The organism is Qipengyuania sp. NPDC077410 (genome assembly GCF_044543405.1).
Taxonomy (GTDB): domain Bacteria; phylum Pseudomonadota; class Alphaproteobacteria; order Sphingomonadales; family Sphingomonadaceae; genus Qipengyuania; species Qipengyuania pacifica.
Genome location: NZ_JBITWB010000002.1, coordinates 895,112 through 918,883, shown reverse-complemented (window position 1 = coordinate 918,883; position 23,772 = coordinate 895,112). Strand labels below are relative to the sequence as shown.

Annotated in this window: 24 protein-coding genes; 6 read left to right on the top strand and 18 right to left on the bottom strand. The window is 56.6% G+C overall.

Annotated elements, in window-relative coordinates; genetic code table 11:
* Positions 1–392: 392 nt before the first annotated feature.
* Both ACIGGE_RS12460 and ACIGGE_RS12455 read right to left on the bottom strand, forming a co-directional pair.
* The gene (locus ACIGGE_RS12460; protein ID WP_397490596.1) at positions 393–917 is read right to left on the bottom strand and encodes a hypothetical protein; all 525 of its coding nucleotides are present in this window, start codon (positions 915–917) and stop codon (positions 393–395) included.
* A gap of 348 nt (positions 918–1,265) precedes the next feature.
* Positions 1,266–1,886, bottom strand: a complete 621-nt coding sequence (locus ACIGGE_RS12455) for a hypothetical protein (protein WP_397490595.1) — start codon at positions 1,884–1,886, stop codon at positions 1,266–1,268.
* A 404-nt stretch (positions 1,887–2,290) separates the two neighbouring features.
* Here ACIGGE_RS12455 and ACIGGE_RS12450 point away from each other — a divergent pair, with 404 nt between their 5' ends.
* Positions 2,291–2,749 carry a MucR family transcriptional regulator gene (locus ACIGGE_RS12450; protein ID WP_397490765.1) on the top strand — a complete coding sequence of 153 codons (459 nt, stop codon included), beginning with the start codon at positions 2,291–2,293 and terminating at the stop codon, positions 2,747–2,749.
* A 707-nt stretch (positions 2,750–3,456) separates the two neighbouring features.
* On the opposite strand, the gene ACIGGE_RS12445 is transcribed toward ACIGGE_RS12450, so the two are convergent.
* On the bottom strand, positions 3,457–5,556 hold the full coding sequence (locus ACIGGE_RS12445) for a S8 family peptidase (RefSeq protein ID WP_397490594.1): 2,100 nt from the start codon (positions 5,554–5,556) through the stop codon (positions 3,457–3,459).
* A gap of 292 nt (positions 5,557–5,848) precedes the next feature.
* On the opposite strand from ACIGGE_RS12445, the gene ACIGGE_RS12440 reads away from it, so the two are divergent.
* Both ACIGGE_RS12440 and ACIGGE_RS12435 read left to right on the top strand, forming a co-directional pair.
* A complete protein-coding gene (locus tag ACIGGE_RS12440; protein ID WP_397490593.1) occupies positions 5,849–6,067 on the top strand; it encodes a hypothetical protein in 219 nt (72 codons plus the stop codon).
* Between the two features lie 572 nt (positions 6,068–6,639).
* Positions 6,640–8,160, top strand: coding sequence for a GGDEF domain-containing protein (locus tag ACIGGE_RS12435; protein ID WP_397490592.1), 1,521 nt, complete (start codon positions 6,640–6,642; stop codon positions 8,158–8,160).
* Positions 8,161–8,366: 206 nt separating this feature from the next.
* Here ACIGGE_RS12435 and ACIGGE_RS12430 read toward each other — a convergent pair whose 3' ends face one another.
* From ACIGGE_RS12430 to ACIGGE_RS12420, 3 genes are all read right to left on the bottom strand, one after another.
* Positions 8,367–8,567 carry a DUF6961 family protein gene (locus ACIGGE_RS12430; protein ID WP_397490591.1) on the bottom strand — a complete coding sequence of 67 codons (201 nt, stop codon included), beginning with the start codon at positions 8,565–8,567 and terminating at the stop codon, positions 8,367–8,369.
* A 105-nt stretch (positions 8,568–8,672) separates the two neighbouring features.
* A complete protein-coding gene (locus ACIGGE_RS12425; RefSeq protein WP_397490589.1) occupies positions 8,673–9,020 on the bottom strand; it encodes a thermonuclease family protein in 348 nt (115 codons plus the stop codon).
* A 242-nt stretch (positions 9,021–9,262) separates the two neighbouring features.
* Entirely contained in the window at positions 9,263–10,096 is an 834-nt protein-coding gene (locus ACIGGE_RS12420) for a hypothetical protein (RefSeq protein ID WP_397490588.1), read from the bottom strand.
* A gap of 393 nt (positions 10,097–10,489) precedes the next feature.
* On the opposite strand from ACIGGE_RS12420, the gene ACIGGE_RS12415 reads away from it, so the two are divergent.
* Positions 10,490–11,197: a hypothetical protein gene (locus ACIGGE_RS12415; protein ID WP_397490587.1), complete on the top strand. Its 708-nt coding sequence runs from the start codon at positions 10,490–10,492 to the stop codon at positions 11,195–11,197.
* Positions 11,198–11,256: 59 nt separating this feature from the next.
* On the opposite strand, the gene ACIGGE_RS12410 is transcribed toward ACIGGE_RS12415, so the two are convergent.
* The 11 genes from ACIGGE_RS12410 to ACIGGE_RS12360 form a co-directional block, all read right to left on the bottom strand.
* Positions 11,257–12,057 carry a hypothetical protein gene (locus tag ACIGGE_RS12410; protein ID WP_397490586.1) on the bottom strand — a complete coding sequence of 267 codons (801 nt, stop codon included), beginning with the start codon at positions 12,055–12,057 and terminating at the stop codon, positions 11,257–11,259.
* On the bottom strand, positions 12,044–12,757 hold the full coding sequence (locus tag ACIGGE_RS12405; protein ID WP_397490585.1) for a hypothetical protein: 714 nt from the start codon (positions 12,755–12,757) through the stop codon (positions 12,044–12,046). Before ACIGGE_RS12405 ends, ACIGGE_RS12410 begins: the two co-directional genes overlap by 14 nt.
* A gap of 217 nt (positions 12,758–12,974) precedes the next feature.
* A complete protein-coding gene (locus ACIGGE_RS12400) occupies positions 12,975–13,553 on the bottom strand; it encodes a hypothetical protein (protein WP_397490584.1) in 579 nt (192 codons plus the stop codon).
* Positions 13,550–14,458 carry a hypothetical protein gene (locus ACIGGE_RS12395; RefSeq protein WP_397490583.1) on the bottom strand — a complete coding sequence of 303 codons (909 nt, stop codon included), beginning with the start codon at positions 14,456–14,458 and terminating at the stop codon, positions 13,550–13,552. Before ACIGGE_RS12395 ends, ACIGGE_RS12400 begins: the two co-directional genes overlap by 4 nt.
* Positions 14,459–14,555: 97 nt before the next feature.
* Positions 14,556–15,449: a 3'-5' exonuclease gene (locus tag ACIGGE_RS12390; RefSeq protein WP_397490582.1), complete on the bottom strand. Its 894-nt coding sequence runs from the start codon at positions 15,447–15,449 to the stop codon at positions 14,556–14,558.
* Between the two features lie 212 nt (positions 15,450–15,661).
* Positions 15,662–16,312, bottom strand: coding sequence for a hypothetical protein (locus tag ACIGGE_RS12385; protein ID WP_397490581.1), 651 nt, complete (start codon positions 16,310–16,312; stop codon positions 15,662–15,664).
* A 312-nt stretch (positions 16,313–16,624) separates the two neighbouring features.
* Positions 16,625–19,345 carry a hypothetical protein gene (locus tag ACIGGE_RS12380; RefSeq protein ID WP_397490580.1) on the bottom strand — a complete coding sequence of 907 codons (2,721 nt, stop codon included), beginning with the start codon at positions 19,343–19,345 and terminating at the stop codon, positions 16,625–16,627.
* The gene (locus ACIGGE_RS12375) at positions 19,342–19,827 is read right to left on the bottom strand and encodes a hypothetical protein (RefSeq protein WP_397490579.1); all 486 of its coding nucleotides are present in this window, start codon (positions 19,825–19,827) and stop codon (positions 19,342–19,344) included. Before ACIGGE_RS12375 ends, ACIGGE_RS12380 begins: the two co-directional genes overlap by 4 nt.
* Positions 19,824–19,970 (bottom strand): hypothetical protein, encoded by a 147-nt coding sequence (locus ACIGGE_RS12370; protein WP_397490578.1) that lies wholly within the window; start codon positions 19,968–19,970, stop codon positions 19,824–19,826. The genes ACIGGE_RS12375 and ACIGGE_RS12370 overlap by 4 nt, the downstream gene beginning before the upstream one ends.
* Positions 19,967–20,812, bottom strand: coding sequence for a hypothetical protein (locus ACIGGE_RS12365; RefSeq protein WP_397490577.1), 846 nt, complete (start codon positions 20,810–20,812; stop codon positions 19,967–19,969). Before ACIGGE_RS12365 ends, ACIGGE_RS12370 begins: the two co-directional genes overlap by 4 nt.
* Before the next feature lie 828 nt (positions 20,813–21,640).
* Positions 21,641–21,850: a hypothetical protein gene (locus tag ACIGGE_RS12360; RefSeq protein ID WP_397490576.1), complete on the bottom strand. Its 210-nt coding sequence runs from the start codon at positions 21,848–21,850 to the stop codon at positions 21,641–21,643.
* A 528-nt stretch (positions 21,851–22,378) separates the two neighbouring features.
* Between ACIGGE_RS12360 and ACIGGE_RS12355 the strand changes: the two genes are divergently transcribed.
* On the top strand, positions 22,379–22,870 hold the full coding sequence (locus ACIGGE_RS12355; RefSeq protein WP_397490575.1) for a hypothetical protein: 492 nt from the start codon (positions 22,379–22,381) through the stop codon (positions 22,868–22,870).
* 144 nt (positions 22,871–23,014) lie between these two features.
* Entirely contained in the window at positions 23,015–23,251 is a 237-nt protein-coding gene (locus ACIGGE_RS12350) for an HGGxSTG domain-containing protein (protein ID WP_397490574.1), read from the top strand.
* Between the two features lie 94 nt (positions 23,252–23,345).
* Here ACIGGE_RS12350 and ACIGGE_RS12345 read toward each other — a convergent pair whose 3' ends face one another.
* Positions 23,346–23,699, bottom strand: coding sequence for a VanZ family protein (locus tag ACIGGE_RS12345; RefSeq protein ID WP_397490573.1), 354 nt, complete (start codon positions 23,697–23,699; stop codon positions 23,346–23,348).
* Positions 23,700–23,772 lie beyond the last annotated feature (73 nt).

The following is a 23,772-nucleotide window of genomic DNA, read 5'->3' as shown; positions in this document are numbered from 1 at the left end:
CACCCACAAGTGAGCGCCATGACGAGAGGGTGCCCGCATTTAAAATGAGGTGATCCTCATTATCCAAAGCCGTTACTCGCCGATCAATCTATTCGCTTACGGGTTGGTTTAATTAGGACAGGTCACTGCAGGATTCTTAGAGAAGTGGTTAACTTCAAGCCGAGATCACCGCGTAGAACGGTGTAGGCCATTCGATATCGGCGACCGTTTGGCCAATGGATCATTTGCGCCATAACGACGATGCAAAAGGAAAGTAGCGCTACCCATCAAATTTGCGAAATCCGAAATCCGTAATCACAGAGCAACGGTCGGATGACGAAATCCTATCTCACGTAGTTTCGTGCGCGTTCGGCGGACGACTTTGCGTTTCTGTTTTTCTGATCCTCGAGAATCTACCGCAGTTTCGCCAACGATGCCAACAGGGCCTTCCCTTGTATCGCTGCTACTCGACGCTCATGAAGTAGACGATCTAGAGGATCTCGGTCTTGTGAGGTCGAGGACCAATAGTCTTCCGGCACATCAAAATAGCCGAATGCATTTCCGGTCGCGGGCCCGTTGAACCAACCATAACCCATGAACTCATCACCGCTTCCGATGCAACCACAGTAGAATGCAAGAGCAGGAAATGCTCGGACAAGACTTTCGAACAGTTCCTCGTGGAACTCGGCCATATCGAATTTAAATCCAAACGTACCCGAATGTTTTTGCGCTTCCTCCCTCAAATTCCAAGCCTCTCCGCAGAGCGTAATTGCGCTGGAACTTCGCTCATTGGGGGCGTACTCACGAGCTACCCGGACGATATCTAACACACCTTTGACGTTAGCCCCGTAGCGGGCAGGAGCTAGACATATCTTCCGGAAACGCTCGATTTCCGATTGAGGGCCATAGACGTCCAAGCCTATCCAAACTTCAGCCACCAATGCTTTGCCTGGACTTATGGGCGAGCTCAACGACCTTAAAAAATAACAATCTCAGACCTACTTTTTTTATAATCGGTTTTCTTATTTCATAAAAAACGAATACAGGGACGGATGAAGAAAAATTCTCGATTTAAGCGAATACACTCGGAAAGCGAAAAATAATTTTCAGCGCATTCAACTTCGAGCCATAGACATTCTCTTTCTGAAAACCGGCTAATGCAGTCTTTGGTTCGCTAGCGAGCAACATGCTATCTGCAGCTATGATTTGGAAACTTCGACAAACAGCCAAGCGGAAACCGCCGCGTTATAGCGCTATCTTCCGCTTGGCTCTTTGCCATTCGAGGCTTACCGTTCTAGGCTCACAAAGCCTGGCGTTGGCGCTGGAGCTCCATCGGGCTGCACTTCAATCCCAGCTAGAGTTTCAGTCTCTCCATTCCACTGAAAACGCAGCGCCTCGGCCAGCCTGCCTTCAACCACAGTACCTGGTTCAAGATATCCGCTTGTTCCGCGTATCAAAAAACCCAAACCTGAAACGAGCGCAATTGTAGCCACGGAGGCGGCGGTACCGCTTTTGCCCTCGTCATAGCCGGTTCCGCTCAGCCGAACGGGTCCACTAGGAGTTTGCATATAGCGAAGGCGTATCTCAACTTCACCCCTCTTTCCAAAATGGCCATTTCGCTGAACCCGAGAGACTTCTCCGACCACAGGAGCCCCTACCGGCACGATCACCTGACCTCGGAAGGTGATGGGCTCAGCAACCTCCAAATAGACGCGGTTCCCAGCTTTGTTGTCTTTCGTGTTTATCTGACTAGTAGTGCGCAGCCGTATAACGGTCCCCGATGGCATGTAATACTTTGCACCCGTGAAAGCTGATGGCGATGACCAACGCACATTATTTTGTGCGTGGACCGGCGAAGTCACCGCTGAAGCTAACACCACTCCCACCAATACGACCCTTTTAATCATAATTTACTCCCCATTTGAACTACGGATGCATTGATAGGGGCGGTCATTGAATTTAATCATTATCATCGATGTTAATTATGTATTACTATTTAAATGAGGTTCTATACTCTCTCCGCGAAGCCCTGGCATCGACGATGCGTAAAGGTTGGGAAAATGCCTGCAACGAACTTCATCTTATATATTTAGCGCGGCCCGTCATTAATTCCTGACCTGATAAATAATGCCAAGTTAGTTTGACATCACTGCCATTTTATAGTTTACGCACGTACAGGCTTGTTGATGGAATGCCTATTCACTTAGATATATTAATCTAACTGAAAATATCGATGCTAAATGAAAACACTAGAAATCTAGTGCCCCGCCAGATCTTAAACATAAAAATGCTGTTTATTGCGAGAATTTTAATGCAAAATAGTGATACGCAAACCAATGTCGAAGTGCCAATCCAAAGAGATTTGCTAATAACTCTAACGGCTGACATCGTTGCTGCGCATGTGAGTAATAACGACGTCGAGGTTGGATCAGTCGCAGAACTAATTTCCAATGTTTACTCATCATTATCTAATGCTAGCGACAAAATAAATTCTAAAGAGGAAATGCCTGAACCTGCCGTTTCGGTTAGGGCGTCTGTAAAGAAAGATCGAATTGCCTGCCTTGAATGTGGCAAACGCATGAAAATGCTCAAGCGCCATCTGACCACCGAGCATGATTTGACACCGGATGAGTATCGTGAACGTTGGAATTTGCCGTCCGATTATCCCATGGTAGCGTCAGAGTATGCGGAAACCCGGCGCGATCTAGCAAAAAAAATCGGTCTTGGGCGACAGCCACATATAAAACGCGGTCGCAAGAAAAAGGCGTAAATCAACGATTTCAGGTTTTGCACTGATCGCTTCGTTGGCCAAACACGGTGGCCATGATCCTCAGAGAAATAAAATCGTGCGCTCTTCACATCTTGCGTTGCATATAGTCAGCAGGAAGGGTGTCGCCAGATTTTGCAGGGTTTAACAGATCAAGTTGTGTAAACGCCTCACCTGACTGTTACATTTCACCGTCAGGCGGATCGCGTAGCGATCCGCCTAGTTTTTGTTGGTGTGGTCTCGCAGATCTCCCCCTGTTGAGGGTTATGTGAGCCCCCTCGCATTTAAATCGTCCAGCGAACAGGCTCTGAACCCCGCGCGCGTTGTCGCTGTGAGAACCTAGCGATGGATACTGAGTGCCACTCCGCTCGGCACATGCACCTGCAAAATGCTTTTTGGGTATTTTAATGGCAAGTCCCGGCCAATTTGCTTCGATGGCATCAGCCTAGTTCTACGGTCAGGAGCGATGCGATTCGATCAAATAACTGTGGCACTTGTAATTTCAGGTTCACTGCATCTAACAGTTACAGCCTAAATCTCTTGTAAATACGGAAGGGACAACAGCTTTGTCAGACGAGCCGCCATTGATGGCCTAGGGGCTCTCTATGCGAATTGTAGCTCGGACAGTCGTGATCCAAGCAGACCGCGCTGCCTTTCGCAGCTCAGCTTGGCGAACAATATGACGACCTTGGCGTTACGGGTAGCCTCAATTAATTAAGCGTCAGATGCCATGTACCAACCGCGCGCAGGTCGCGGCCTTGCACGTCGCCAGCTATACCAAACCGAAGAGCTGAACGTTCAGCGGTTTTCTCAAATCCGAAAGTTAGCTGCGGCGTCATCCGTCCGCGCAAATCGACAGTGCGATCCGCGAAGGTCAGACCCCGGATGCCGAGATCGTAACCATTGCCCACGGTGAAGGTTGCATTGCCCGAGAGCGCAACCAGACGCTGTGCGACCCCGAAGCTTACGAGGCCGCCGAGTGCCTCGCGGCTGGCCGTGAAACCAAAACGTCCGCTGGTGATGGTATCTACATCGGTCAGCAGCATGTCATCGGCCAGCTTCAGGCGCGTCGCACCAAGGCTTGCGTAGCCGTCGAATTGCCAGCGACCGAGATCGAAGCCGCTCGCGGCTTCGACGAAGAGCGTGTTCGAGCCGTCGCCGAAGCGCATCGCGCCCGCACCCACTGGAGTGCCGAAGACGGTGCCAGTCTCGTTGACCAGTCCGAGCTTCAGCGAGGACGGGCCCTGCTGCCACTGGACCGTCAGGCCGTTGGTAGCGGTGTCTTCTTGGCGTCCGACAAATGCCGAGACAGCGAGACGACCCTCGCCCAGCTTGTGGCTCACACCCATGCTGGTCTGCGCGAGTGGCGAGTAGGCGAACATCGCATCCGAACTGGGCGCGAGGCCCATTATGTCATCCATGACGTTGTCGCCGCTGTTGTAGCCCGCGGTCACGGTGGTGTCCTCGTTCATGCGGAATGCGAACGCTGCATTCGACAGGTGGTTCTGGAGGATCGGATCGCCGCTCGAGTCCCGGAACTGCGTCTCGAAGGCCGTGTAGCCGATCGAGGCCGAAGCCTTCGGACTCACGAAGCCAGTCGAGCCAGCGTTCGTCTGTGCCTGCATCCGTCGCTGCAACCAGTTGGCGTTCGCCTTGCCCGGGCGGATGACCAAGCCCGATATATCGCCGTCGTAGTCGCGTCCGTAGGCATCGAGCACGGTCACATCGCTGTAGATGGATTCGATCGAGGACGGACCGTATCCGCCACCGAAAGCACCGCCCACGACCATGACAGAATTGTCGATCGAGCTCGAGGTCTTGCCGTTGGAGAGCATTGGGTCGACGGGCGAAAGCGCAGCCTTGACGTCGATCAGGCCGTGTCCATAGATCTCATCAACGCCCGCGTCGCCGATGTCGCGAGCCGTGTTGAGAATTACGTTGCCCGCGTCAACGCCTGAGAGCTGGGGCCATTTCGACAGGATCATCGCGGCGAGCGCAGTCACCTGCGGTGCAGCCGAGCTGGTGCCGCCGAAGGCGATGGCTTCGCCGTTCACATCATGCGTGACATTGCTTCCGACCGCGGCGACGCAGCGATCCATGGCCTGACCGCAGTGATTGGAATACCCTGCGATCGTATATTCGGTCGGCGATGGTGACACAGCGACGACGAACAGCAGTGCTTCGGCGTTCGCCTCGGTCACGTCGAGATAGTTGCCGGGGTTACCCTGCACGTTGTTGCCGGCACTGTTGACCAGCAAGCCGCCGAACTCGCGATACTCGGTCAGCACATCCTGCATGATGGTCGATACCGTGGTCGGATCCAGGCGCGACAGCGACATGTTCAGCAGCTTGATGTCGTTCGCCATGGCGTATTCGATGGCCTCGTTCGACCGGAACCCGGTGATATGGTTTCCATTCACCGTGGCGTCCACGCGCAGCGAAACCAGTGTCACGTCAGGAGCGAGGCCCTGAATGCCAACGCCATTATTCCGTGCACCGATGATCGCGGCGACCGGTGTGCCGTGCGTCGAGTTGATGTCGCCGCTGTTCGAGCCGCCTTCGCGCGGCTGAAGTTGGCCGTTGACCACGGTTCCCCCAAAGTCGCGGCTCAGCGCACGATCGACTTGGCCTTCGAGTTCCGGAATCTCATGGATGCCGTCATCGATGACGCCGACGAGAACGCCCTTGCCTGTCCAGCCATTATCGAGCGCGTAGAGCGCGTTGATGTATTCGGCTGCGGTGTAATTTCGACGATACTCTGCGTCGTCCTGGACCGAGCGCTGCGGCTGCTGATCACTGGGCGTAATCACATAGCCTGCGGGCGGAGGGACCGGGGTGCAGTTCGGCTCGCATGACGGAGGTGTCGGCTTCGGTGTCGGAGTGGGCGCCGGTGTCGGAGTGGGAGCCGGAGTAGGCGTCGGTGTCGGAGTGGGAGCAGGCGTCGGTGTCGGAGTTGGAGCCGGAGCAGGCGTCGGTGTCGGAGTTGGAGCCGGAGTAGGCGTCGGGTTTGGCGATGGTGCTGGCGCTGGCGCTGGCGCAGGTGCCGGTGCTGGCGACGGCGACGGCGCTGGATCGGGCGCAGACAAGGGAGGAGGAGCCGAGGTGAGTGGTGACAATTGGCTACCTCCTCCTCCACAAGCCGCTAGCGCGGAAGTCGCTGCTCCCAACAAAAAAGCCTTTAACGGTATTCTGCGTGATGTGTACGACAAGCTTAACGACCCCCAGCGATATAAACTGGACGCTGCTTATCCTTGTAATTATTACGATAATATCAAAGGCGCACACGTGTTTCCGGTGCATCTCCACGAAAATCTTTTTTGATCGATGATCAGCGAGGCCCATGTCTTCAGTTCTGTCGCAGGGGAAGAGAGACGTTACAAATAGAACTTCATTGATCTTGGCCACTGTCATCAAAACTTGGCGTCAATGATGACATGCCACGCTGTTATCGGGTCTCACCGCGTCAAAGTTTGCGACTTTCGACGAGTCTCGGAGGCGAAATATGTTCAGTTGCAGCGCTGAGAGAAGCTCTGCGTCGCCAGGGGCAATCGACTTCCAGCATAGCAAATCCCGGGTTAGCTGCTGGCTTTGAACGGAATTTAGTGGAATGTAGCTAAACCAATGAACGGAATACGGAATCGGACACGCTCAACCGAGGCGGAGTTCGCTCAGGAGTCTTGACGCTAAACATGTTTTCGCATTGGTTCACGTGGCGGTCGTTGCTCCAATCGATTGTAATAATCTATGCCGGGCTGATCGGCCAGGACCTGTCCGCATCCCCTCCCGCCAATACATGTTTTGCCGTTTCGTCGTCCTTTGTCGCTCCCGATCAATTTGATCTACGCTGCGCTGGAAGGCCAACTGGTTACAGACGAACGGCACTATGGTTGCGAATGCCGATATCACCGGCGTTATCGCAAGGTGCATTGCTCGCCATCCAAACCACTCGCTTCGAGCGGCTCGACGTCTATTTTGAACATCCAAACGGTTTACAAAAGGCGGGCTCGGTTGCCCGAGGCTCCTTCGGCCGCAATTGGCGTGTTGGCGGCCAGATAGCATTCAGTACGTCGCTGGAGAGCCACGCCAGCGCGGTATGGCTAAGGATAGAGGGACTAAGCAGCTACGAGTTGCTTGAGCTGCGGCTAGTCTCGCAGCCGGCGGCACGACACCAGTTCGAGTTGACCGCGTTCGCTATCGGTGCCGCATTGGCTCTTCTTGGAGTTGCGGCCCTATTCAACTTCGGTCTTTCTATTGGGTTGCGGCAAAGTTTCTTTCTCTGGCATGGTGGCTGGGCTGCCACGATAATGGTTTGGGGCATAGTGTGGTCGCAGGTCGGACTCACGGTTTTTCCCGAGCTCGCAGGCACGACCTCGAACCGTCTAGCAACCGGTTTGGCTTGTCTCGCCATACTGTTAGCAACACTTGCCACGGCAGCTGCTCTGCGCCGTGCATCGCCGAGATGGGCACGCCAGCTGCTGATCGGACTTGGTATTCTTGTTTTCTTTTTGGGCATTTTGAGCTGCTTGCCCGGGGCCAACATTAGTCGGTTCGCCATCGTACTGGGCATTGGGACTCTGGCATGTTTGGCATGGGCGTCGGTTTGCATCGTTTCGGCATGGAGGAGCGGTCATCCCGAGGGCCGAGACCTAGCCATTAGCTGGACCATTCCCATGACAACGCTTGCCGTAACGCAAATCGTTGATCTTAGTGGGGTCTTATGGGGCGGCGGCGACAGGATCGTAATGCTATCCGCATCCGCCCTTCAGGTTGTGGGTCTGACAGCCTTGGCAGCAGCACGGTTAGGATATCTACGCATAGAACGCGACATCGCTATCGAAACCGGAGCAAAACTGGCCAAACTAGCCGAACGTGATCCTCTGACAGGGTTGCTAAACCGCCGTGGCTTCCTTGCTCGATGCTCAGAAGATTATGGCGAGCTAGTGAACGTCCCCTTTGGTTTGCTGCTGATTGATTTGGACAGGTTCAAGTTGGTCAATGATCGATTCGGACACCAGGCGGGCGATGACAGCCTGATTATATTGGCCCGCAAGTTGCTGACGCTCGAGCATCGATATCCCTGCCGCGTGGGTAGGCTGGGCGGCGAAGAGTTTGTCGTAGGGGTAAGTGGGCTTGCCGGCGCTGAACTGTATGGACTGGGAGAGGCGCTAAAAGTTGAACTGGCGGACTGCGACTTTAGCGCCATTGCGCCTGCCCTTCACATCACTGCCAGTATAGGGATCGCAGAGGGCGTCGCCGATGGCCCGTTCGAAAAACTATACCCACAAGCCGACAAGGCGCTTTATGCTGCCAAACATGCGGGCAGAAATAGCGTGGTCAGTTTTGACAGAGCATCTGCAGGACGACGCGATCCAACAGTGAGTTACGAGGCCGAGATTGAACGCTTGGGCGTCTAATCAGAAAATACGTTCTAATGACTTGTTTCGCTGCTTCACGTCAATGCAGTTCGATAAGCAGACCGCGCTCAGGCACACGATAGGATCGCGCGAAGCAAAGGCCACCAAATCGACATGGTTGCCTGTTGGATGTTTTGCTTTTGTCGTAACATTCTATCTACCTAAGCAGCTAGCGGCAGATCGTCCGCACTTCGCACCCAAGTCTATCAATTCGGGGCATCTTCTATAGATTTTCTCAGCTCGACATACCGGCGGGCCACTTCCATCCAGAGGCCCTTTCCTGCCGCGTTCCCCTTAGCTTCGAAGTGAAGCACCCGCTCTGCGATGAACCGCTCGCCATCGTCCCCGTGTTCGCGATCAACCCACAACGCCATTGCCCAAAGCTCCTGCTCTCTTGTCACAGCCATTACCAAAGCCATCGTAACATTAAGGCCAGCATTGCAATGTGAAGTAACAGCAGGAGCCCAAACTCGATATCGACGATGATCCTTCTGCGCTTCATCTTCGCAAACCTAGCACCACGGTTCGCGCCTGCTTGACCAGGTACAGGCGAGCCCTTCGGTGATAAGCTGGTCACCGACCGATCGCCCTGATCTGTGAAGAATTGCGAGCGTTCTGCCATAGCGATCTGTCCCCGAACGGTTGATTACATACGGCCCAGCATTCAGGATCCGAACTAAGCGGCTGCGAGCACGAAGCGCCAATGCCCGCTCCGATGCACATTTACCGTTCAATTCTGGCGTATCGATGTCGGCGAGGCGGATCTTCTCCCCTTCGATCCAGACCGTGTCGCCGTCGTGGACGCAGTGATCCCGAGGTCCGGATGCGCAAATAGCAAGGGCAGCAGCAAGGATCAGCATGGCAAAATCATAGCTCGTTCGAAATCATTTTCCTACACCGGAACAAATGTGGAACATGTCCGCACTTGATTCGGAGAGTGCTATGATCGTTTTAGACGCCCCCATCGTTGCTGCCGCTGCGATCTTCCTTACGGCCTGCTCGACCGTAATCTGGTCAGTGAGGCGCAAGCCGTGAGCAGCAAACGGTTAGATGACGTCGGAGATTTTCGGCGTCATGGTTACAATCTGCGGATTGACTGTCGTCAATGCGGCAGGGTCGCTGTGCTGGATCCAACCGAATTGGTCCTGCTCTGCAATCGTAAACAATGGTCGCGGCAAATCGCCTCCGTCGAAACGCGGCTGAGATGCTCTGAATGTGGCTCGAAGGACGTTCGATGCGGCCCCGGAGTATCATCCATAGCAGCCCGATAAGTTTGGACGTGTGCTGCCGCAGGTGCGGCAACGGTTCGTTGGTAACAGGACGGAGACAACCAACGCACTCCAAAGGAGGAGCTGAAATTTTTTAGGCAGATGGCCGCTGCCCATCGATGCGCCTGGTTCAAAGTGCCAATGACATCCAGCTCGCACAAAGACTGTCTGGCCAGTTCCCGTTTGCGCTGGACATACAAAGCTATCAGCTCGGTTTTCGCCAGGCTGCGCTGACCAGTGGTCCTCATGGCAGGCGTGCGTAGATCGAGCGACATGAGGATTTTGATGACCTTCGGACTGGCCCGAATGAAGAAGGTGGTCTGCGAACTTTTGTCAAAGTCCCAATGTAGGCAACCAGCTTTGCTCCCCACTCGCGAAATGGCGATATTGGCGTGGTCCCAGGTCGTGAAGTCTAAATCATCATGCGAAGTTGCAAGTTTAATCTTTTCACGAGGGACATCTTTTTTCACCCATATCTGAAAAACGGTCGGCACGTGTTTCGGCTTGCCATCGAAAATGAACGCGTTCTTCGGAAGGATTATTTCTTCGACGAGATGAAAATTTAGATCGAGCCTGTTTTGTACCGATACTTTTTGAAATGACAGCGGAAAAACCATAGCGATGACATCGCCAAAGAGGGCTGCATGATTAAAGAACTTTACTGCCAAACTGCCATTCCTCCCAAATGGCGGGTTGCCAATAATGGCAGTGGGTGTGCGCGCGAATAGCCGCAGCTTTAAAAAATCCGCTGGTATGATCCCTGGTCCCTTCGGCTCCAAGTCGTATGCCAAGGTGTGAGACGGCAGATGCGCTAGAAACGCTCCGGTACCGGCGCTAGGCTCGATTATTCGAAAGTGGTCCAAGCCCCAGGGATGGTGCTTGGGGCATTCTTGGCGAGCCAGTTCCACGAGCATTGCAGCGACGTCGTCGCGGGTATAAAACTGATCGCGTGTCCGAGCTTTGTGAAACGATTTGCTCGATTTGCCGCGCCGTGAAGATGATTTGGTAAGTCGGCGAACGCACACTCCGGACCGCTTGGAAGTTTTTTTGGTCCAATCGGTGTGATCGAGTTCGGGCGGGCATGTGTTTTTCTGTTGCATCCCCAGCTTATGGAAATCATAAATGGCAATATGCAACAACGTCACAAAACGACCGGGCGCACGCCGAGAAAACCTCTTCGCTACCGTTTACCGGAAGGAATTTCAGCGCTTCGCGAAGATCTGGGCGACTACCTTCGCACGGCGCGAAAGAATTCTTGCGAGTACGGTTCGATGCCGCCGAAGCAATTTGCAGGTGTACTTGTTGTCAGCCGAGAAACTTTGAGCCGGATCGATAACGACAGCAGTTGGCCTAGTCTTGGTACGCTCGAACGCTACCTCGATCTACTCGGCATGGAACTGAGTGATGTGGCCACAAAAAGTGGCAACTCAAAGCCACCCCTGCCTTATTACCCTGAGGTTTTTTACGAGCTTGGCAAGGCCCTCGAGGCGGGACGTAGGACAATGAAACTAACCCTGCGCGAGCTTTCCGATCACACCGGAATTTCCTATTCTCAACTTTCGCGCCTTACTCGTGGACACTTCAAGGGTGGACGCCATGTCGAAGTAAAACACTACGATGGTGTTCGAGATTTTGGCCAGCAAACATTGGCCTGGTTCACTCACCCGGTTCTGGATTACGTTGCGGAAATTGGCGGTTTCAAACGCGAGACCGGGAAGCAGGTGCTCTACATTCGACAGCACCCGAGCCCTCAGATCCGGCCCGGCTAACTCAGCAGAGGCGAATGTGGTGACAAATAAGGGGGCGCCTCCGGAGAGACGCCCCGATGTCAGTCGCTAGTGTCAGCCTCGTCTGCGAAGCGCAGACGGAGAAGATGCTCGCTAAGCGCTTGTGCGCCATAATGACGTGCGCGGTCCGACCAGTCTTCCCAGCGATCCATCCGATCGACCAGCCACCGGTAGAACCGATCGCGCTCATAATCATGGGGGAAGGACAGCGACCAAAGCGTGCGCGCCAACGGGATGTTGTTTCCACTCGGAGGTCCGGTAAGACTAATCGCCACCCTTCCCGCCACATCTTTGCGCACAAAGCGACATGGAAGAATGGCGGCAAAGGTATCGTACTGCTCCATGATCGCTTCGCGCAGGGCTGGATCTTCGTTTAAGTCGGGACCATTCAAGGCCTTGAACACCGGAAGGCCGATCGGAATTGGCGCTGCACCTCTCGACCGCGTGCTCGCGAGCATTTTAAGGACAGCCCTTCCCTCGCTTGTCAGGCCGCGTGCCAGCCCATCTTCGACGAGGCCCTGACCCTCCAACCACAGCCCGAAAAACTGGCGCGCCAGATGCCAGGAGTCCGCAAACAGGTCGATGACCTTTTCCTCGATGGAAATGACCTGGCGATCGAGAGCGACGAGAACGGACAGCAGCACTTCGAGCGCGCATTCCTGGTCGTGGGGCGATCCGCTGGCCATCCCCAGTCGATCGACCCAGAGATACTCGCGCACGCTGCTCCACCCGTTCCCATGCTCGTCCAGCAGTGGCGGCCGTTCTTCGTCGTTGACGGCAAGCCAGTATCCCCAGTGCAGCTCGGGATTGCGATTGTCGCCATAAGGTTCAGCCTTGAACATCGCCCACTCCTTCCTTCGCGACCGTAGAAGAAGGCACAGCAAGTCGACCGGCACAGAGTGCTCCTATGGACGAACTTTCCAGCGCATGGAGTTGCGCGGCAAGCCGTATAACCTCGCCGTACATGTAATCGATGTCGCGGTAGACGCCGCCCTCCTCGGGCTCGAGCGTGCGGACCCTGTTGGGAAGCAGATCGCCCAGTTGGTTTGCGGTGAAGCCGAGCCACCACATATCGGCATGCCGTTCATCGCAAAACGACGATCGGCGCGACGGACGCGTGGCTCTCAGCCGATCAGCCTCACTTGGTAGATGGCAAACGCTGATCTCGGGCCGTTCGTCGTTCTGGCAGTCTTGCGCGTAGTCGATGGCCCCGTGCACCCGCAGATTACACGCGGCGGGAATGGCATCGACGTGGAAGCCCCAAAGCGGGTGATCGGGATCGACGCCGACAAAGCCGGCCCACTCGCCAGCGATCTGGCGCAGGAGAATGCAGTGCTTGCCTGTCGGCGCGTCAATCCATGCAAGTTTGTCAGGCTCGTATTCCCACGGCCCAGGTCCGCCCGGATGACGGTGGGGGTTGGTGAAAAATTGCAGCGGGCGCACTTCTTTGCCGCCGATGGCGACACGTTCCGGCAAGACCGGCAGATTGGTGGTGCGTTCGACCGGCACGATCGCTCGGCCGGATGTTTTCGTACGAGGCATGTTCGAAATTCCTTCTGATATCAAAAAAGCCGCCATCCGGAGTGGACGAGCGGCTTGCAGAATGGTCTGCGCGTGACACGCAGCGTGATGGCACTAAGGATTGGGCGAGTAACGCGTGCCAGCGCCTACCCACCTGTGTCAGGGTCTGATCATCTTTTCCTCCTTCCTAATGTCTTCATCTTCCGTATGACGAAGACGCTCCTTCGCGCAGGCAAAGTTACACCAGCGCCCTTGCGCGCTCGATGGCGCGCCAGGCCTCCCAGCCAGAGGCCAGCCAGTTGCGCTCCTTCGGTCGGCACCGGGTCCAAAGAAAGTAGAGCCACAAGGCCTGCGCCTCGAGGCCGGCCTGGCTCCCTGGCGGCCTTATGCGGGCGCCCATTGGCGAGCCGATGTCGTAGGCGGCTGTGACATAGGCCATCTCGCGCGGTGAATAGGGCATCCAAAGCATCTCGATATCGGGCCGTGCGCGCTCGATGAGCGTCAGTTCGTTTGCGGCTGCTGGCGGGCTCGATCCGTCAACGCGGTGAACCGGGTAATCGGGGTGTAATTGGGCCGACGAAAGAACCGTCGCTCCCAGTGCCATGCGTTGCACGATCCCGTCGATAATCTGCGCGCGCGAATGAGTCTCATCGAAGGAGCGCGCTTCCAGCGAAAACCGCGCGCCCCAATCGCGGCATTTGACCACGCTGAAAACGGCCGCGCCTTCGATGAAAGAACCATGTCTCTGCGCTGCCAGATTTCGCCGGATTGCAATGACGCAAAGGCTTGTGGGATGGCGTATCGCTTCGCTCTTCATGATACGGTCTCCGCCATGCGGTAGATCGTCCCGCCCATACCTGCTGCACGCAGGCGATCCCGCGCCCAGATCGTGAAGTCGCGCTGGAGAAAAGGGCTTTGTGGAAAGGCGGCCAGCGCAGCGCTTGCAATCGCCATCTCGCTTGCCTCCACATTGCATTCTATTTCGCCTGTCGCTGCCAGCCAGCGGAGGGCTATAACCGCGCTCGTCAGAACGTCGGCCAGGACATGGTCGGCAACCGCCTCCCACTGGCCTTGTTCGACCAGCTTGCCGATCGAGCGCGGCGGCGATGGCTTTGCAGGAATACCGGCTCCTGCTGCATACTCATCGAGGTGAACGGCATCTGCCTGTACTGCAACGCTACGACACAGATCGATCCGCTCGCGCGCATGCGGGGAAGTGCTGCGCAACTGGAGCGGCAGACGTAGCCCCAACCGGCATGCCTGGTAGCGAAGGACGGCAAGGTCCCTCACCTCCCCGCCCCAGGTTACCAATTGCGCCGTACTCCCCGCGTCTTCAATCGCCTCGAAGAAGGCTTGAACGATCGGCGTCTCATCGCTTTCTTCAAGACTCCAGACCTGCGGTGCTTCGATCTCGGGAACATCGCTTCCGTTTGTGAACCGCAGGACGATCCAGGAAGCGGCGGCGATATCGTGAAACGGCCAGCGAAGTTTGGGCGGCTTGACGTTGCCGCGATCATCATATTCGGGCTCACGGCCATAGGCCCAGGCCTCGTGCGCCGAACGGCGAAAACGATACTCGAAATCGCACACGATAAATGTGCGGGCAGAAAGGCCTCTAGCTTGGTCATTGGTTCGGGCATCGATGATGGCCTGCGCCTGGCGTTCGAGCGAACGCTCAAGGGCCTGCAGATCACCTGCAGTCACAGTGGTGTTATCGGTCATTGGTTTTCTCATATGCTGAATGCGCCAAGGCCCGCTCGATGGCGGGCCTTGGCGGTGTTCGAAAAATGGTTGGACGTGTGCTGAGCTGCCGCTGCAATCAGCGGTGACGCTCGCAGGCGGTGATCGGTCTTACGCGTGGCGTTGGAAGCCCCTCGATCTGGAACCAGGTCTGCTCATGCTCGAGCGCGACCTGCTCGATCTCTTTCGCCCAGACTTTCTGCGGCGAAGGCTGCCAGCGATAGCCGCGGGCCCTCAGGCGATCTTTTGCAGAGAAGGGAGCACCCCGCGCTTCGATCATTGCAGTGGTCCGGTCGGCTGCTGTCAGCAGGCGCTGAAGATGGGTTTGCGGCGGACCTTTCAGCCATCCATTCCGGCTCTCGCGCAAAAGGACGAACAACGACCAGACATCGGCTGCCGCACGGTGTGCCGAAGAGAACCAGCCATGCTGGTTGAGTAGCGCCGTTTGCGCTTTGCCATCAAGGCCCAATTGCAGCCATGGCACATCACGCATCGAGCATGCCCAGGGCTTGCCAGCCAGCGCCGGATAGCGGCGTTCCAGCCAATCGATTTCGAAGGCGCAATTATGCGCGACGAGAAGGTCTGCGCGATCGAGCATTCCCATGACAGCAGCGTCATCGATTGTATGACCGGTCAGGTGATGATTACAGAGCCCTGTCAGCATGGTGATTTCCGGCTCCAAAGGAATGACCGGATCCTCCTTCCACGACAGCGGACCGAAGTGGCCCAACACGGCGCCGTCCTCGCTTACAAAAACCATCATCAATGCAAGCTCGATGATGGCATCGCGTTCGGGGTCCAGACCGGACGTTTCGAGGTCGATGATGCAAACGCAACTTCCATCAGGCGGAGCGCCATTGTTTGGCATGCTGCTGAACGGCTCTGGCACTGCGCGCAGCACGCGAAATTGCGGGTCGGTTTCGAGGCGCTGCGCGGCTTCCTCGAACTCGGGATTGATATGATATGTATTCATGTAATCTGCCTTTCGGTTCGTATTCGAACCGGCGAGGCGGGAGCCGAGCTTTCACACTCTTTTCCTCTCACCTTGCCGGTTCACCCGGCAGGTCTTCATCAAGGCTATTCATCGTTCAAATGACGCTGTGCAGGCGGTCATGTTTTCCTCCTGCGGCAACAAAAAAGGGCGGCCTCTCGGCCGCCCCAATGCCAGTCTTCCGCAAGAATGTGCTACTCCTCGTAGTCGTACCGCGACATGTCGATGGAGAATTCTTCGGCCTCATCGGATGTGTGCGCTGCCGTCATCACCTCGGTTTGAACGGACGCTAAGTTCAACCTGCCGAGCAGAACATCGTGCTGTTTCCGAATTTCGTCGAGCCGTGCCTCGGCGAGATCCGCACGCGCCTTTTCGGCTGCCGCCTCCCGCGCGAGTTCAGCAAAGTCCTGCGCTAACGCCTCGGCCTTTGCGTCCGCGATCACACGAGCCTCGCGTTCGCGGCGGAGCTCGCTTTCGAGGGAAGCGATCTTGTCGCACAGCGCAGTCTCGGTCTGATCGCTGCGCTGACGCTCCCGGTCGATAGTTTTTCCGGTGAGCCCGAGAGCGATCTGGACAATGTCTTCGACACCGGCTTGCAACCGCTTTTCAAGTTCTTCTCGCAAGCTGGCTGGCGCGTGCCTTACGTGCCGTAAGCCGTGCGCTTCCATGCGCTTCTTCCAATCGTCTACCTTTGCGTAAATCGATTGATTGCCTTTCGGCATACCAAGTGCTGTTGCCACGGCGTTGCCATGGACCTGGTCCAGATCGCCTCCGTTCTCTTTCAAAAAACGATTGGCGATCGCATCGACATCGGCCTGGGTCTTCCAGTCTTCTTTCTTTCGCATGATTTTGTATCTTTCCTGTCCGCTCCAGCGATGGCAGCGAATGTCGCTGGGTTCGCTGATTGATATCGTCGGTCAGCCGAGAACTCGCTCCGGCCAGCGCTTATCGGGAAAGATCGGCAGTTTCCTCACTCGTTTGAGAGCTGGTTTTGCAGCGAAAGCAGCGAATTGCGCACCGTCGATCATGTGGTGTCACGAGGATGGGTGCGAGCCTGTAGCAATAGGAAGCGAAGCGGGCACGCGCGATAATCGTGCGGACTCGATCGTAGTATTTTACGACAAGGTGGATTCCGAGGATGAGGAGAATGATCGCGGTCAACGTTCGAAACCATCCGGGTTTGGATGAGCAGGATATCGCAATCCTTCGGGGGTATTCCGATCCTTGCCGTCGGTCGGACAGGGGACCGAGGTTGCCGTCCCGGAATGCGTAACCGCTGGGTTTTTCGGAACGATATCATTCGACGGCGTGACATCTCGTGTATGTGGTGTTCGTTCTCTTTCAACGGCGATGGAATCTTCGCTCTCGTATTCGGCCATTTGCCGCACGATGAGCTTGGCGAGTCGATTGTCTTTCCGGGCGAGCGCCAGAGTGCGGCCCAGATGGCCAGGTCGCTCGTTCTCATCGTACACGAATCTATCCGGTCGGGCCCGCGCCACGGCGATGAGGCGCAGGAACGTCGGATCGGCCCGCTGTGCCTTCCAAAAACCTTGCGCCCAAGCGGCGTGCGGTCCGTCCATGCGAAGCTCTCCATCGCTTATCGAAGCGACACCGGCGACGATAGCTGCTGCGATGATGCGTCGCTTGTCCAACTGAATGGCCTCAATAGCCTGCAGCCTGTCTTGCAGTTCGCGGTCGACGAGGAGCTCCGGCGCCTTGCTGAACGCCTTTCTTAATGCGCCATCGTCCAGGAAGCGGAAAGGTAGCCCTTCGTAACGGAAGTGATAGCGCGATGACGCAAGGAACAAGCGGTCGTGCTCGATATCTTGGTCCAATCGTCGCCGTGCTTCGATGATCTCGGCATCGTCGGCATGAGCTAGCGTGCGCTGATTATCGTTCAGATATGCGGCGATCATCGCCTTCAGCGAACCATTGCCATTGCCGCGTGCGGCATTCCTTAAAAGGTCACGATCTTTCCCATCCTGTATGGCCGCCTTCCGTGCGCGCTTACGAACGTCGGTTGTTGTGTGGAACCGCTGAGACGCTTCGAGAATGCTGCCGGTCCTGCGCGCTGCAACGGCTGTTCGATGCTCCTGTCCGGTGTTGGCCTGGTCGTCCTCAAGCATCATGTCGAGCTCGGCGGCGATCTTTACGCTATCCGCTATCGCGCGCTGCGTGCCTGCGATCCGGATGCGTTCATACTTCTCGCTGGCAATCTCGAGCGCGTCGATATTAACGCGGCGCGCGGTATGCCTGACCGTAATGAGGTTTTCGGATTCGACGAAGGCGAGCGTGGCGTCGCCCGCAGGGCCGCGCAGCCAGTATTCGACACGGCCTTCCTCGGATCTAATGTCGTAGCGCTGATCGAGATCGGAACGCCGGTTGGCCGGAGCCTTTTTCCTGCGCTTCCGGAGTGCGCCCCAGATGATCAGGCTGATCGGTCGCCAACCGCCAATGCGCTGAGTCAGCTTCGGCTTGGTCGCCGCGGTCCTGCGTGATCGCCGCGCGCCTTTCGCGATTGCGAACTCACGTACGGTCTCCTCCTCCTGGCGTCGGAGGGTAGCCTCCTCGGCAATGGCCCGGTTATGGTCCTTTCCGAGCTTGGCTTGCTGTATCTCCTTGCGTCGACGTCTGCCCTGGTCGGCCAGATGCCGTCCAATGGCTTCGATCTCCGGCTTGAGTTGGACGGCCTCTTGCTTGGCCAGTTCTTTTTTCTCGGCACGCTCTTCCGACGTATCCTCTGGCCGGTTGAATACCGGCATGACAAGCGGACGCAGATCAAGCTCACCTTGTGGGGGCTCGAATTTCTTGGCTCCGAACCGCTTGCTCAGCCTATGCGGGGACGCGTTGGCGTAGGCGGCGCCTGCACCGACCCATCCCCCGCTCGGTTCCCCGTTCTCGCCGATGACAAGGAGGCGGCCCGTATTACCGACCATAACGTATCGTATTCCGAGCGGCGCGAGGTTGCGATGCACCTCCTGCCAATTGCGGGCGGCCTGGATCCGGGGAGCGATCACGATTTTCGCAAATCGTTCGAGAGGCCATTGGGCGCCAGGCTCGTAACCGTCCGGGGCCTCGTTCCCCTCGATCATCGTATCATGCTGCTGGCGGGCGCGCGCCATCAGTCCACCATCGGGAAGCGGCTCGCCTTCGCGGTCGACCTTTGCCGGATCACGTGCGCGCACGATCCGTCCGCTGCGGTCGGCTATCCGGATCCCTGTAAACAGCCCGAATACGCCTTCGCTGGTGGCGATGTAGCGTCGCATCGGTTCGGGGCGCAGACCATCGTCCCGTTCCACCACGGCGATAGCCAAATGCGCTGCCTCCCTGTACCAGGAATGCGCCAGCGGCTTGCCTTTGCCGCTTTGATCGACCGAGAGCAGATTGCCGTGGCCATGGATCTGAGGCTTTCCTCGACGCTCCTCGCGATGATACGCTTCCAAGGAAGGGCAACCGGACGCTTCAAGTACGTGACGAATGGTCCTGTTCTGCCTAGCCAGCTGGTGAGGTGCGAACATTTCGCCGTCACGGTGTGACCATGTGTAATGATAGAAATACTCCAGACCCGCCGATGCGGCAGCAACGGCCATCATCTGGATCTGTTCGACGATGCCTCCGTCGCCCAGCCCATAACCCTTGGTTCCCGTGACGTCATGATCGTCCTGGCGCACGATGTAATCACCCGCCCGTCGCGCATCTGACGAACCGTCCGTAACAATCAGGGCATTCTCGAACGCTTCCACGCACTCGGGTTCGATCTTTAATCCGGCAATGTAGCTTGCGCATCCAAAGGCGATGTCGAACGCGTTCTTTTGCGAGGTTCGGGGACGGGTCCCATTCTGCTGCCGGACCTTGTATCGCCAGATCTTGATGATCATGATGAGCGCGCTCGACGCTGCTGAATGGTTGCCTTTCGCTCCTGCCGCAGATCCCACTCGGCGCAGGCCTTCGTGTAGTCGGCGATCGCTCTGATCAGCTCATGGGACAGATGCACCCTTTGTTCGTGGCTCTCCAAAAGCTGAGAAATGACGAAGTTGTTGTTTTCGACAGCGTGTCGAATGCTAGCATCTCGAGTGGACACCGGTGAGCGCCCTAGTGCCTCCCGCAGACCGGTGGTCGCGCGCACTAGATCCCCAATCCGGTGCAGTTCGTCTGACAGTTCGTCGGCCACACGCATCACTCGCGCCGCGATGTCGTGGCGAGGGTCTGCATATCCGTCCTCATACAGAACGCGTTCGAGCACATATCGCGATGTGTTTCCGCCCGCCGCGCGCTCGATTCTCCGCTTTTGCTCCTCACTCTCGCAACACACGCTCAAGATGGCGCGTTCGCGCTTATCTTTCTTCTCCTTCTTGCTCATCCTACGCGCTCCGCGCTGGCCGCGCGCCCGAGGGCGGCGCCAAAAACCAACGTCACGAAGCGCAGCGACACGATGTTGGCCGGGGCGGTCATACCGCCCCCATCCTGCTTAACAGCTACACCCCTTTCGCTGGAGGTTCTCATGAAAGGGGTATCCCGAGCTTCGCCATCGTTTGAATGAAGAAGGTCTCGGCCTTTTCGCCGAGCCTTTCCATTTCGTTTCGGGCCTCCCGGTCCGATGAGAGTACAAAGCCGGCCTCTCGGATGGCGTCTATATCGTTGGATTTCCAATAAGCGCGCCAGAAGGTCTTCGCTTTCGCGGATTTGAGCTCCATAAATCTGAAAGGGGGCTCGCGAGGAATGGGCGGCAGATCGTCGATGGACGGCATCGTTAACTCGGGGGCCGGCGCCTTCTGCTTCTTTCCGCCATCTGGGACGATATCTAGGCTGTCGATTTCACCATAGACGTCGCGCTCCACATCGAGCGCGACGAGAAGGTCGATGCCAGGGCCATAGCTTCCGCCGGACCGTAGATTGGTCCTGAACTTACCGAGATAGTCGATCCACCCTTCAAGCCAGCTGACTTCGTCACCGTGCAGGTGGAGATCCGGGTAGGCAGCCCGCAGCTTCTTGACCACTAGCTTTGGATAGAACTGCGTGCCGTTGCGGGCCTTGCGCTGCAGGTCGGCGGCCAACCAGCCGAACGCTTCCGACCACAGTTCGTACTTGCCGCCTTTGCGGATCTTCTCACGCAGGCTGGTGGGCATGGGTTTCGCCATGTCCTTCAATTCCCTCGCTTCCGGCCCGTTCGGAAACTGGTTGGCGAGCCGCATTTTTTGGCGACGCTCGCGCTCGCCCTTGGGCAGCGCTTTGCGCGTCTTTTGACTTTTTTTGGGAGTTTTGAGCTTACCTTCAGCCCCCTCTGTCTCGTCTTCCTCCTGCTCAGCTTCTGCTAAGTAATCAGGGCCCTTATCTACTCTGTCCATTTCTCATGCCTCCGTTGATGATACGAAGGGTTTTAGGAATTTTTTCTCGTATAGCCAAATTGGTCTGCTTCGTGACAGGTATTCCAAGAAACGACGACTGGATTTCTCAAACTGTAATTGAATGTGATCGACTTTGTCGCTCTTGCGGCAAGATCATTCGTCGATTATGGCCTCATCGCAAATACAATGCCGTGACGGATATGGGCCGGCACCCTGACCGTCCGCCATATTGCCTCAACCAGACAAAAGCAGACGATCCGTCTTCAGTTCGCTTTCGTATCAAGACGGTCCTGGGCTAATATTGCGTTGATGTGCCGAAGCTTGTCGGGATTTCGTTCGATGTACAGAGCGGAGATCCTTCCATCTCAAAACTCTAGTGCGGTGGTTTTCAATACTGCGCCCCGGTCGCTGCTGACGAAGCCTGTAAAGCCATCAATCATCACGATGCGGAAGGGTTGGGACTGGTATGCCGCCTTGCGAGCCAAGCCCAGGAAAAGCGAAGGATCCAATCCAGTCCGCGGACGGCAATGCGAAAGGCAAAGACGTTGCCACTGAAGTCCTTCGTAAATTGTCCGCTGTTTTCGTCTGAAATGACGATCTTAAAGGAGAGTGGCCGACGCGAGGCCATCGTTCCCGAGATCGCCCAACCCCGCTTGTATCATTGCAGTTCCTAAGGGCAAAGTCGGGCTAAATAGTGGCCGTCATGGCGCATCAGTGACATGGACGGTTTCCGCGCAAAGCAGCAACTCTTTAATGCATAATCGAACAGGACACAAAAAAGGCCCGGCTAAACCGGGCCTTTTCGGAAACGTTTACAAAGCGAGAAGCTTAAGCGCTAACCGGGGAGTCGTCGTCGTCGCCGCCGGTAGCAGCCAGGATGCCGACCAGAAGAGCGCCAGCTCCGATAGCAGCAATGGCAAAAACCGAGGGACCAGCTTCTTCCGCACCAGTCTGCGCTCTAGCCGAATCGGCGTAACCTACGCCGCCGAGAACGAGCGAAAAGGCTGCTAGCAGCGAGAAAATTGACGATTTGCGCATTAAGAAACTCCTGTAATTTCCAAAGCTTCTAACAAAGCTTCCTAAAGGTATCAAGGGCCCATCTGGACTTTCGAACCAGATGTATAGGGTAAAATCGTGAAACAAGTATTGCTTAGCCAAGCGTATGACCTCGATAAGGGTTCCGCGTTCATCCTCGCCTTCCGCCCTGATGCGCCGCTAGCTTGTCTGCTGGCAAACAGCACTCTTAGCAGCTGCTGGAGCTCCCTCCGCGCCAGGTGACCGCAGGCGGTACGCCAACGGGGACTCATAATGGGTGTTATCGCGCGAGGCCATTTTCGAGCAAAACGATCAAAGCGCAAATCAACCCCATGCACAGTAGGTTTTCCCGGCAAGCCGGCCACGTGGGCAGCGAGATGGCGAGTCCTTCCTGGACATCGAAATGAATGCGGATGTTAGGGCCTCCCCGGCCTTGGATTCCCCTTCCCCTACAAAGGCTTAACCCAATAATTCGAAGTCGCCTGCTGCTCGTTTAGCTTCGTGCTCCCGAACCATTGGAAGGAGGGCACCATGGCTGACCAGGAAATCCTCTCGTACGACGATGCCTACGCGAGAACCGAGGCTATTTTTGATGAGCTTTCTCCTGCACTGCCCGACGGGTTCTCCCGAGAGGTCTTGCTCTTGATCGTCGCCGAGGCGGCGCTGTCGCGCCTCAACCGAAAAGCCCCGTCGGCGGCCAGCCTCGATCGCCAGATCAGGTTTGTGACAAGGCTGTTGATCGACGAAGCCGCTTGCTCGCCTCTCGACGCCAAGGTGGTTCTCCGGATGGCAGTCTTAGACGATGCGACCGATCAGCAGCTTTCGCGCGCCTTCGATGACGATCACTCGGAACGGCACCGGGAGTTCAGCCTTAACTTCGCGAATATGGCCACGTTGACCCTCTCCAAGGGAAGGGAGGCACGTGAGCGGGTCGCTGCGGTCCGTAAGAGTACGGTCCAATCTACAGAAAACTGGTCCCTCGCTAAAGCCATCGAAGAGGGCAATCGAAGAGTCGACGCCTAGCGCGGTCTCCAACGGCTCTTTCGCTGGTGAAGCGGACCCTCTCGCTATCGACAAGATGCAGGTGTCAGATGGAATTAGCTCTGCACCAAAGGAAGCGGACGAGTGACGGCCAGGTCAGGCCTTCACCAACGGAGGTTGGGACCGATGCTGACAAGCGCCCGTTGCGGAGCAAAGACTCGCGCCGGCGCACCATGCCGGTCTCCTGCGGTATCTGGAAAAATGCGGTGCCGGATGCATGGCGGTGCCAAGGGATCTGGCGCACCGAAGAGCAACCGAAATGCGATCAAGCATGGCTTCTTCACGCGTGAGGCAATCGATGAGCGCCGTGATCTTCGCAAGCTGCTGAGTGCGTGCCGGGAAACATTGGACGAATTTAAGTAAGCCCGCCAAGGCCGTCGCCTTATCCGGCCTTTGAATGTACCTCCACCTACCCCGGGCTGTCGCTCCACGGTGACGGCGCGAGCGACAGATGGTGTTATCGCGCATGGTCAGAAGCGCTTTTACCTCGGCGCACCAGATACGCGATCAATAGCGCGGCCGCAGTGCCCGCTACTCCAGCGAGGAAATCGATCCAGTCCGCCTCGCGGCCCAGAGCCAGAAGAAACTGGACCAGCTCTATCGCAGCAGCAAAGGCAGTCAGACCGAGCCAAAGCCGGCGGATCGGCACCTTTGGAAGCGCTCCAGCCGCGAATATCGCGAGTACGGCAAAGGCTGCAAAGTGCAGTAACTTGTCGTCGGGATTGCCTGGGGTGACGAAGACAGGGATATTGGCGAGAAGCAGCACAGCGAAGGCGGTCGCGCCAAGGGCGAAGAGAAAGAACCGGTTCATTTACAGTTCGATTGTCTTAGGAGGCTGGTCGGCGCTTAAGGCGGACGCCCGGCGATGCGACGGGATCCCCGAG

Bases quoted from the DNA above. Each gene is read 5' to 3' on its own strand.
- ACIGGE_RS12455 (WP_397490595.1), bottom strand. From the start codon at position 1,886: ATGATTAAAAGGGTCGTATTGGTGGGAGTGGTGTTAGCTTCAGCGGTG.
- ACIGGE_RS12450 (WP_397490765.1), top strand. From the start codon at position 2,291: ATGCAAAATAGTGATACGCAAACCAATGTCGAAGTGCCAATCCAAAGA.
- ACIGGE_RS12435 (WP_397490592.1), top strand. From the start codon at position 6,640: ATGCCGATATCACCGGCGTTATCGCAAGGTGCATTGCTCGCCATCCAA.
- ACIGGE_RS12430 (WP_397490591.1), bottom strand. From the start codon at position 8,567: ATGGCTGTGACAAGAGAGCAGGAGCTTTGGGCAATGGCGTTGTGGGTT.
- ACIGGE_RS12425 (WP_397490589.1), bottom strand. From the start codon at position 9,020: ATGCTGATCCTTGCTGCTGCCCTTGCTATTTGCGCATCCGGACCTCGG.
- ACIGGE_RS12410 (WP_397490586.1), bottom strand. From the start codon at position 12,057: ATGTTCAAGGCTGAACCTTATGGCGACAATCGCAATCCCGAGCTGCAC.
- ACIGGE_RS12405 (WP_397490585.1), bottom strand. From the start codon at position 12,757: ATGCCTCGTACGAAAACATCCGGCCGAGCGATCGTGCCGGTCGAACGC.
- ACIGGE_RS12400 (WP_397490584.1), bottom strand. From the start codon at position 13,553: ATGAAGAGCGAAGCGATACGCCATCCCACAAGCCTTTGCGTCATTGCA.
- ACIGGE_RS12395 (WP_397490583.1), bottom strand. From the start codon at position 14,458: ATGACCGATAACACCACTGTGACTGCAGGTGATCTGCAGGCCCTTGAG.
- ACIGGE_RS12390 (WP_397490582.1), bottom strand. From the start codon at position 15,449: ATGAATACATATCATATCAATCCCGAGTTCGAGGAAGCCGCGCAGCGC.
- ACIGGE_RS12385 (WP_397490581.1), bottom strand. From the start codon at position 16,312: ATGCGAAAGAAAGAAGACTGGAAGACCCAGGCCGATGTCGATGCGATC.
- ACIGGE_RS12380 (WP_397490580.1), bottom strand. From the start codon at position 19,345: ATGATCATCAAGATCTGGCGATACAAGGTCCGGCAGCAGAATGGGACC.
- ACIGGE_RS12375 (WP_397490579.1), bottom strand. From the start codon at position 19,827: ATGAGCAAGAAGGAGAAGAAAGATAAGCGCGAACGCGCCATCTTGAGC.
- ACIGGE_RS12370 (WP_397490578.1), bottom strand. From the start codon at position 19,970: ATGAGAACCTCCAGCGAAAGGGGTGTAGCTGTTAAGCAGGATGGGGGC.
- ACIGGE_RS12365 (WP_397490577.1), bottom strand. From the start codon at position 20,812: ATGGACAGAGTAGATAAGGGCCCTGATTACTTAGCAGAAGCTGAGCAG.
- ACIGGE_RS12360 (WP_397490576.1), bottom strand. From the start codon at position 21,850: ATGCGCAAATCGTCAATTTTCTCGCTGCTAGCAGCCTTTTCGCTCGTT.
- ACIGGE_RS12355 (WP_397490575.1), top strand. From the start codon at position 22,379: ATGGCTGACCAGGAAATCCTCTCGTACGACGATGCCTACGCGAGAACC.
- ACIGGE_RS12350 (WP_397490574.1), top strand. From the start codon at position 23,015: ATGCTGACAAGCGCCCGTTGCGGAGCAAAGACTCGCGCCGGCGCACCA.
- ACIGGE_RS12345 (WP_397490573.1), bottom strand. From the start codon at position 23,699: ATGAACCGGTTCTTTCTCTTCGCCCTTGGCGCGACCGCCTTCGCTGTG.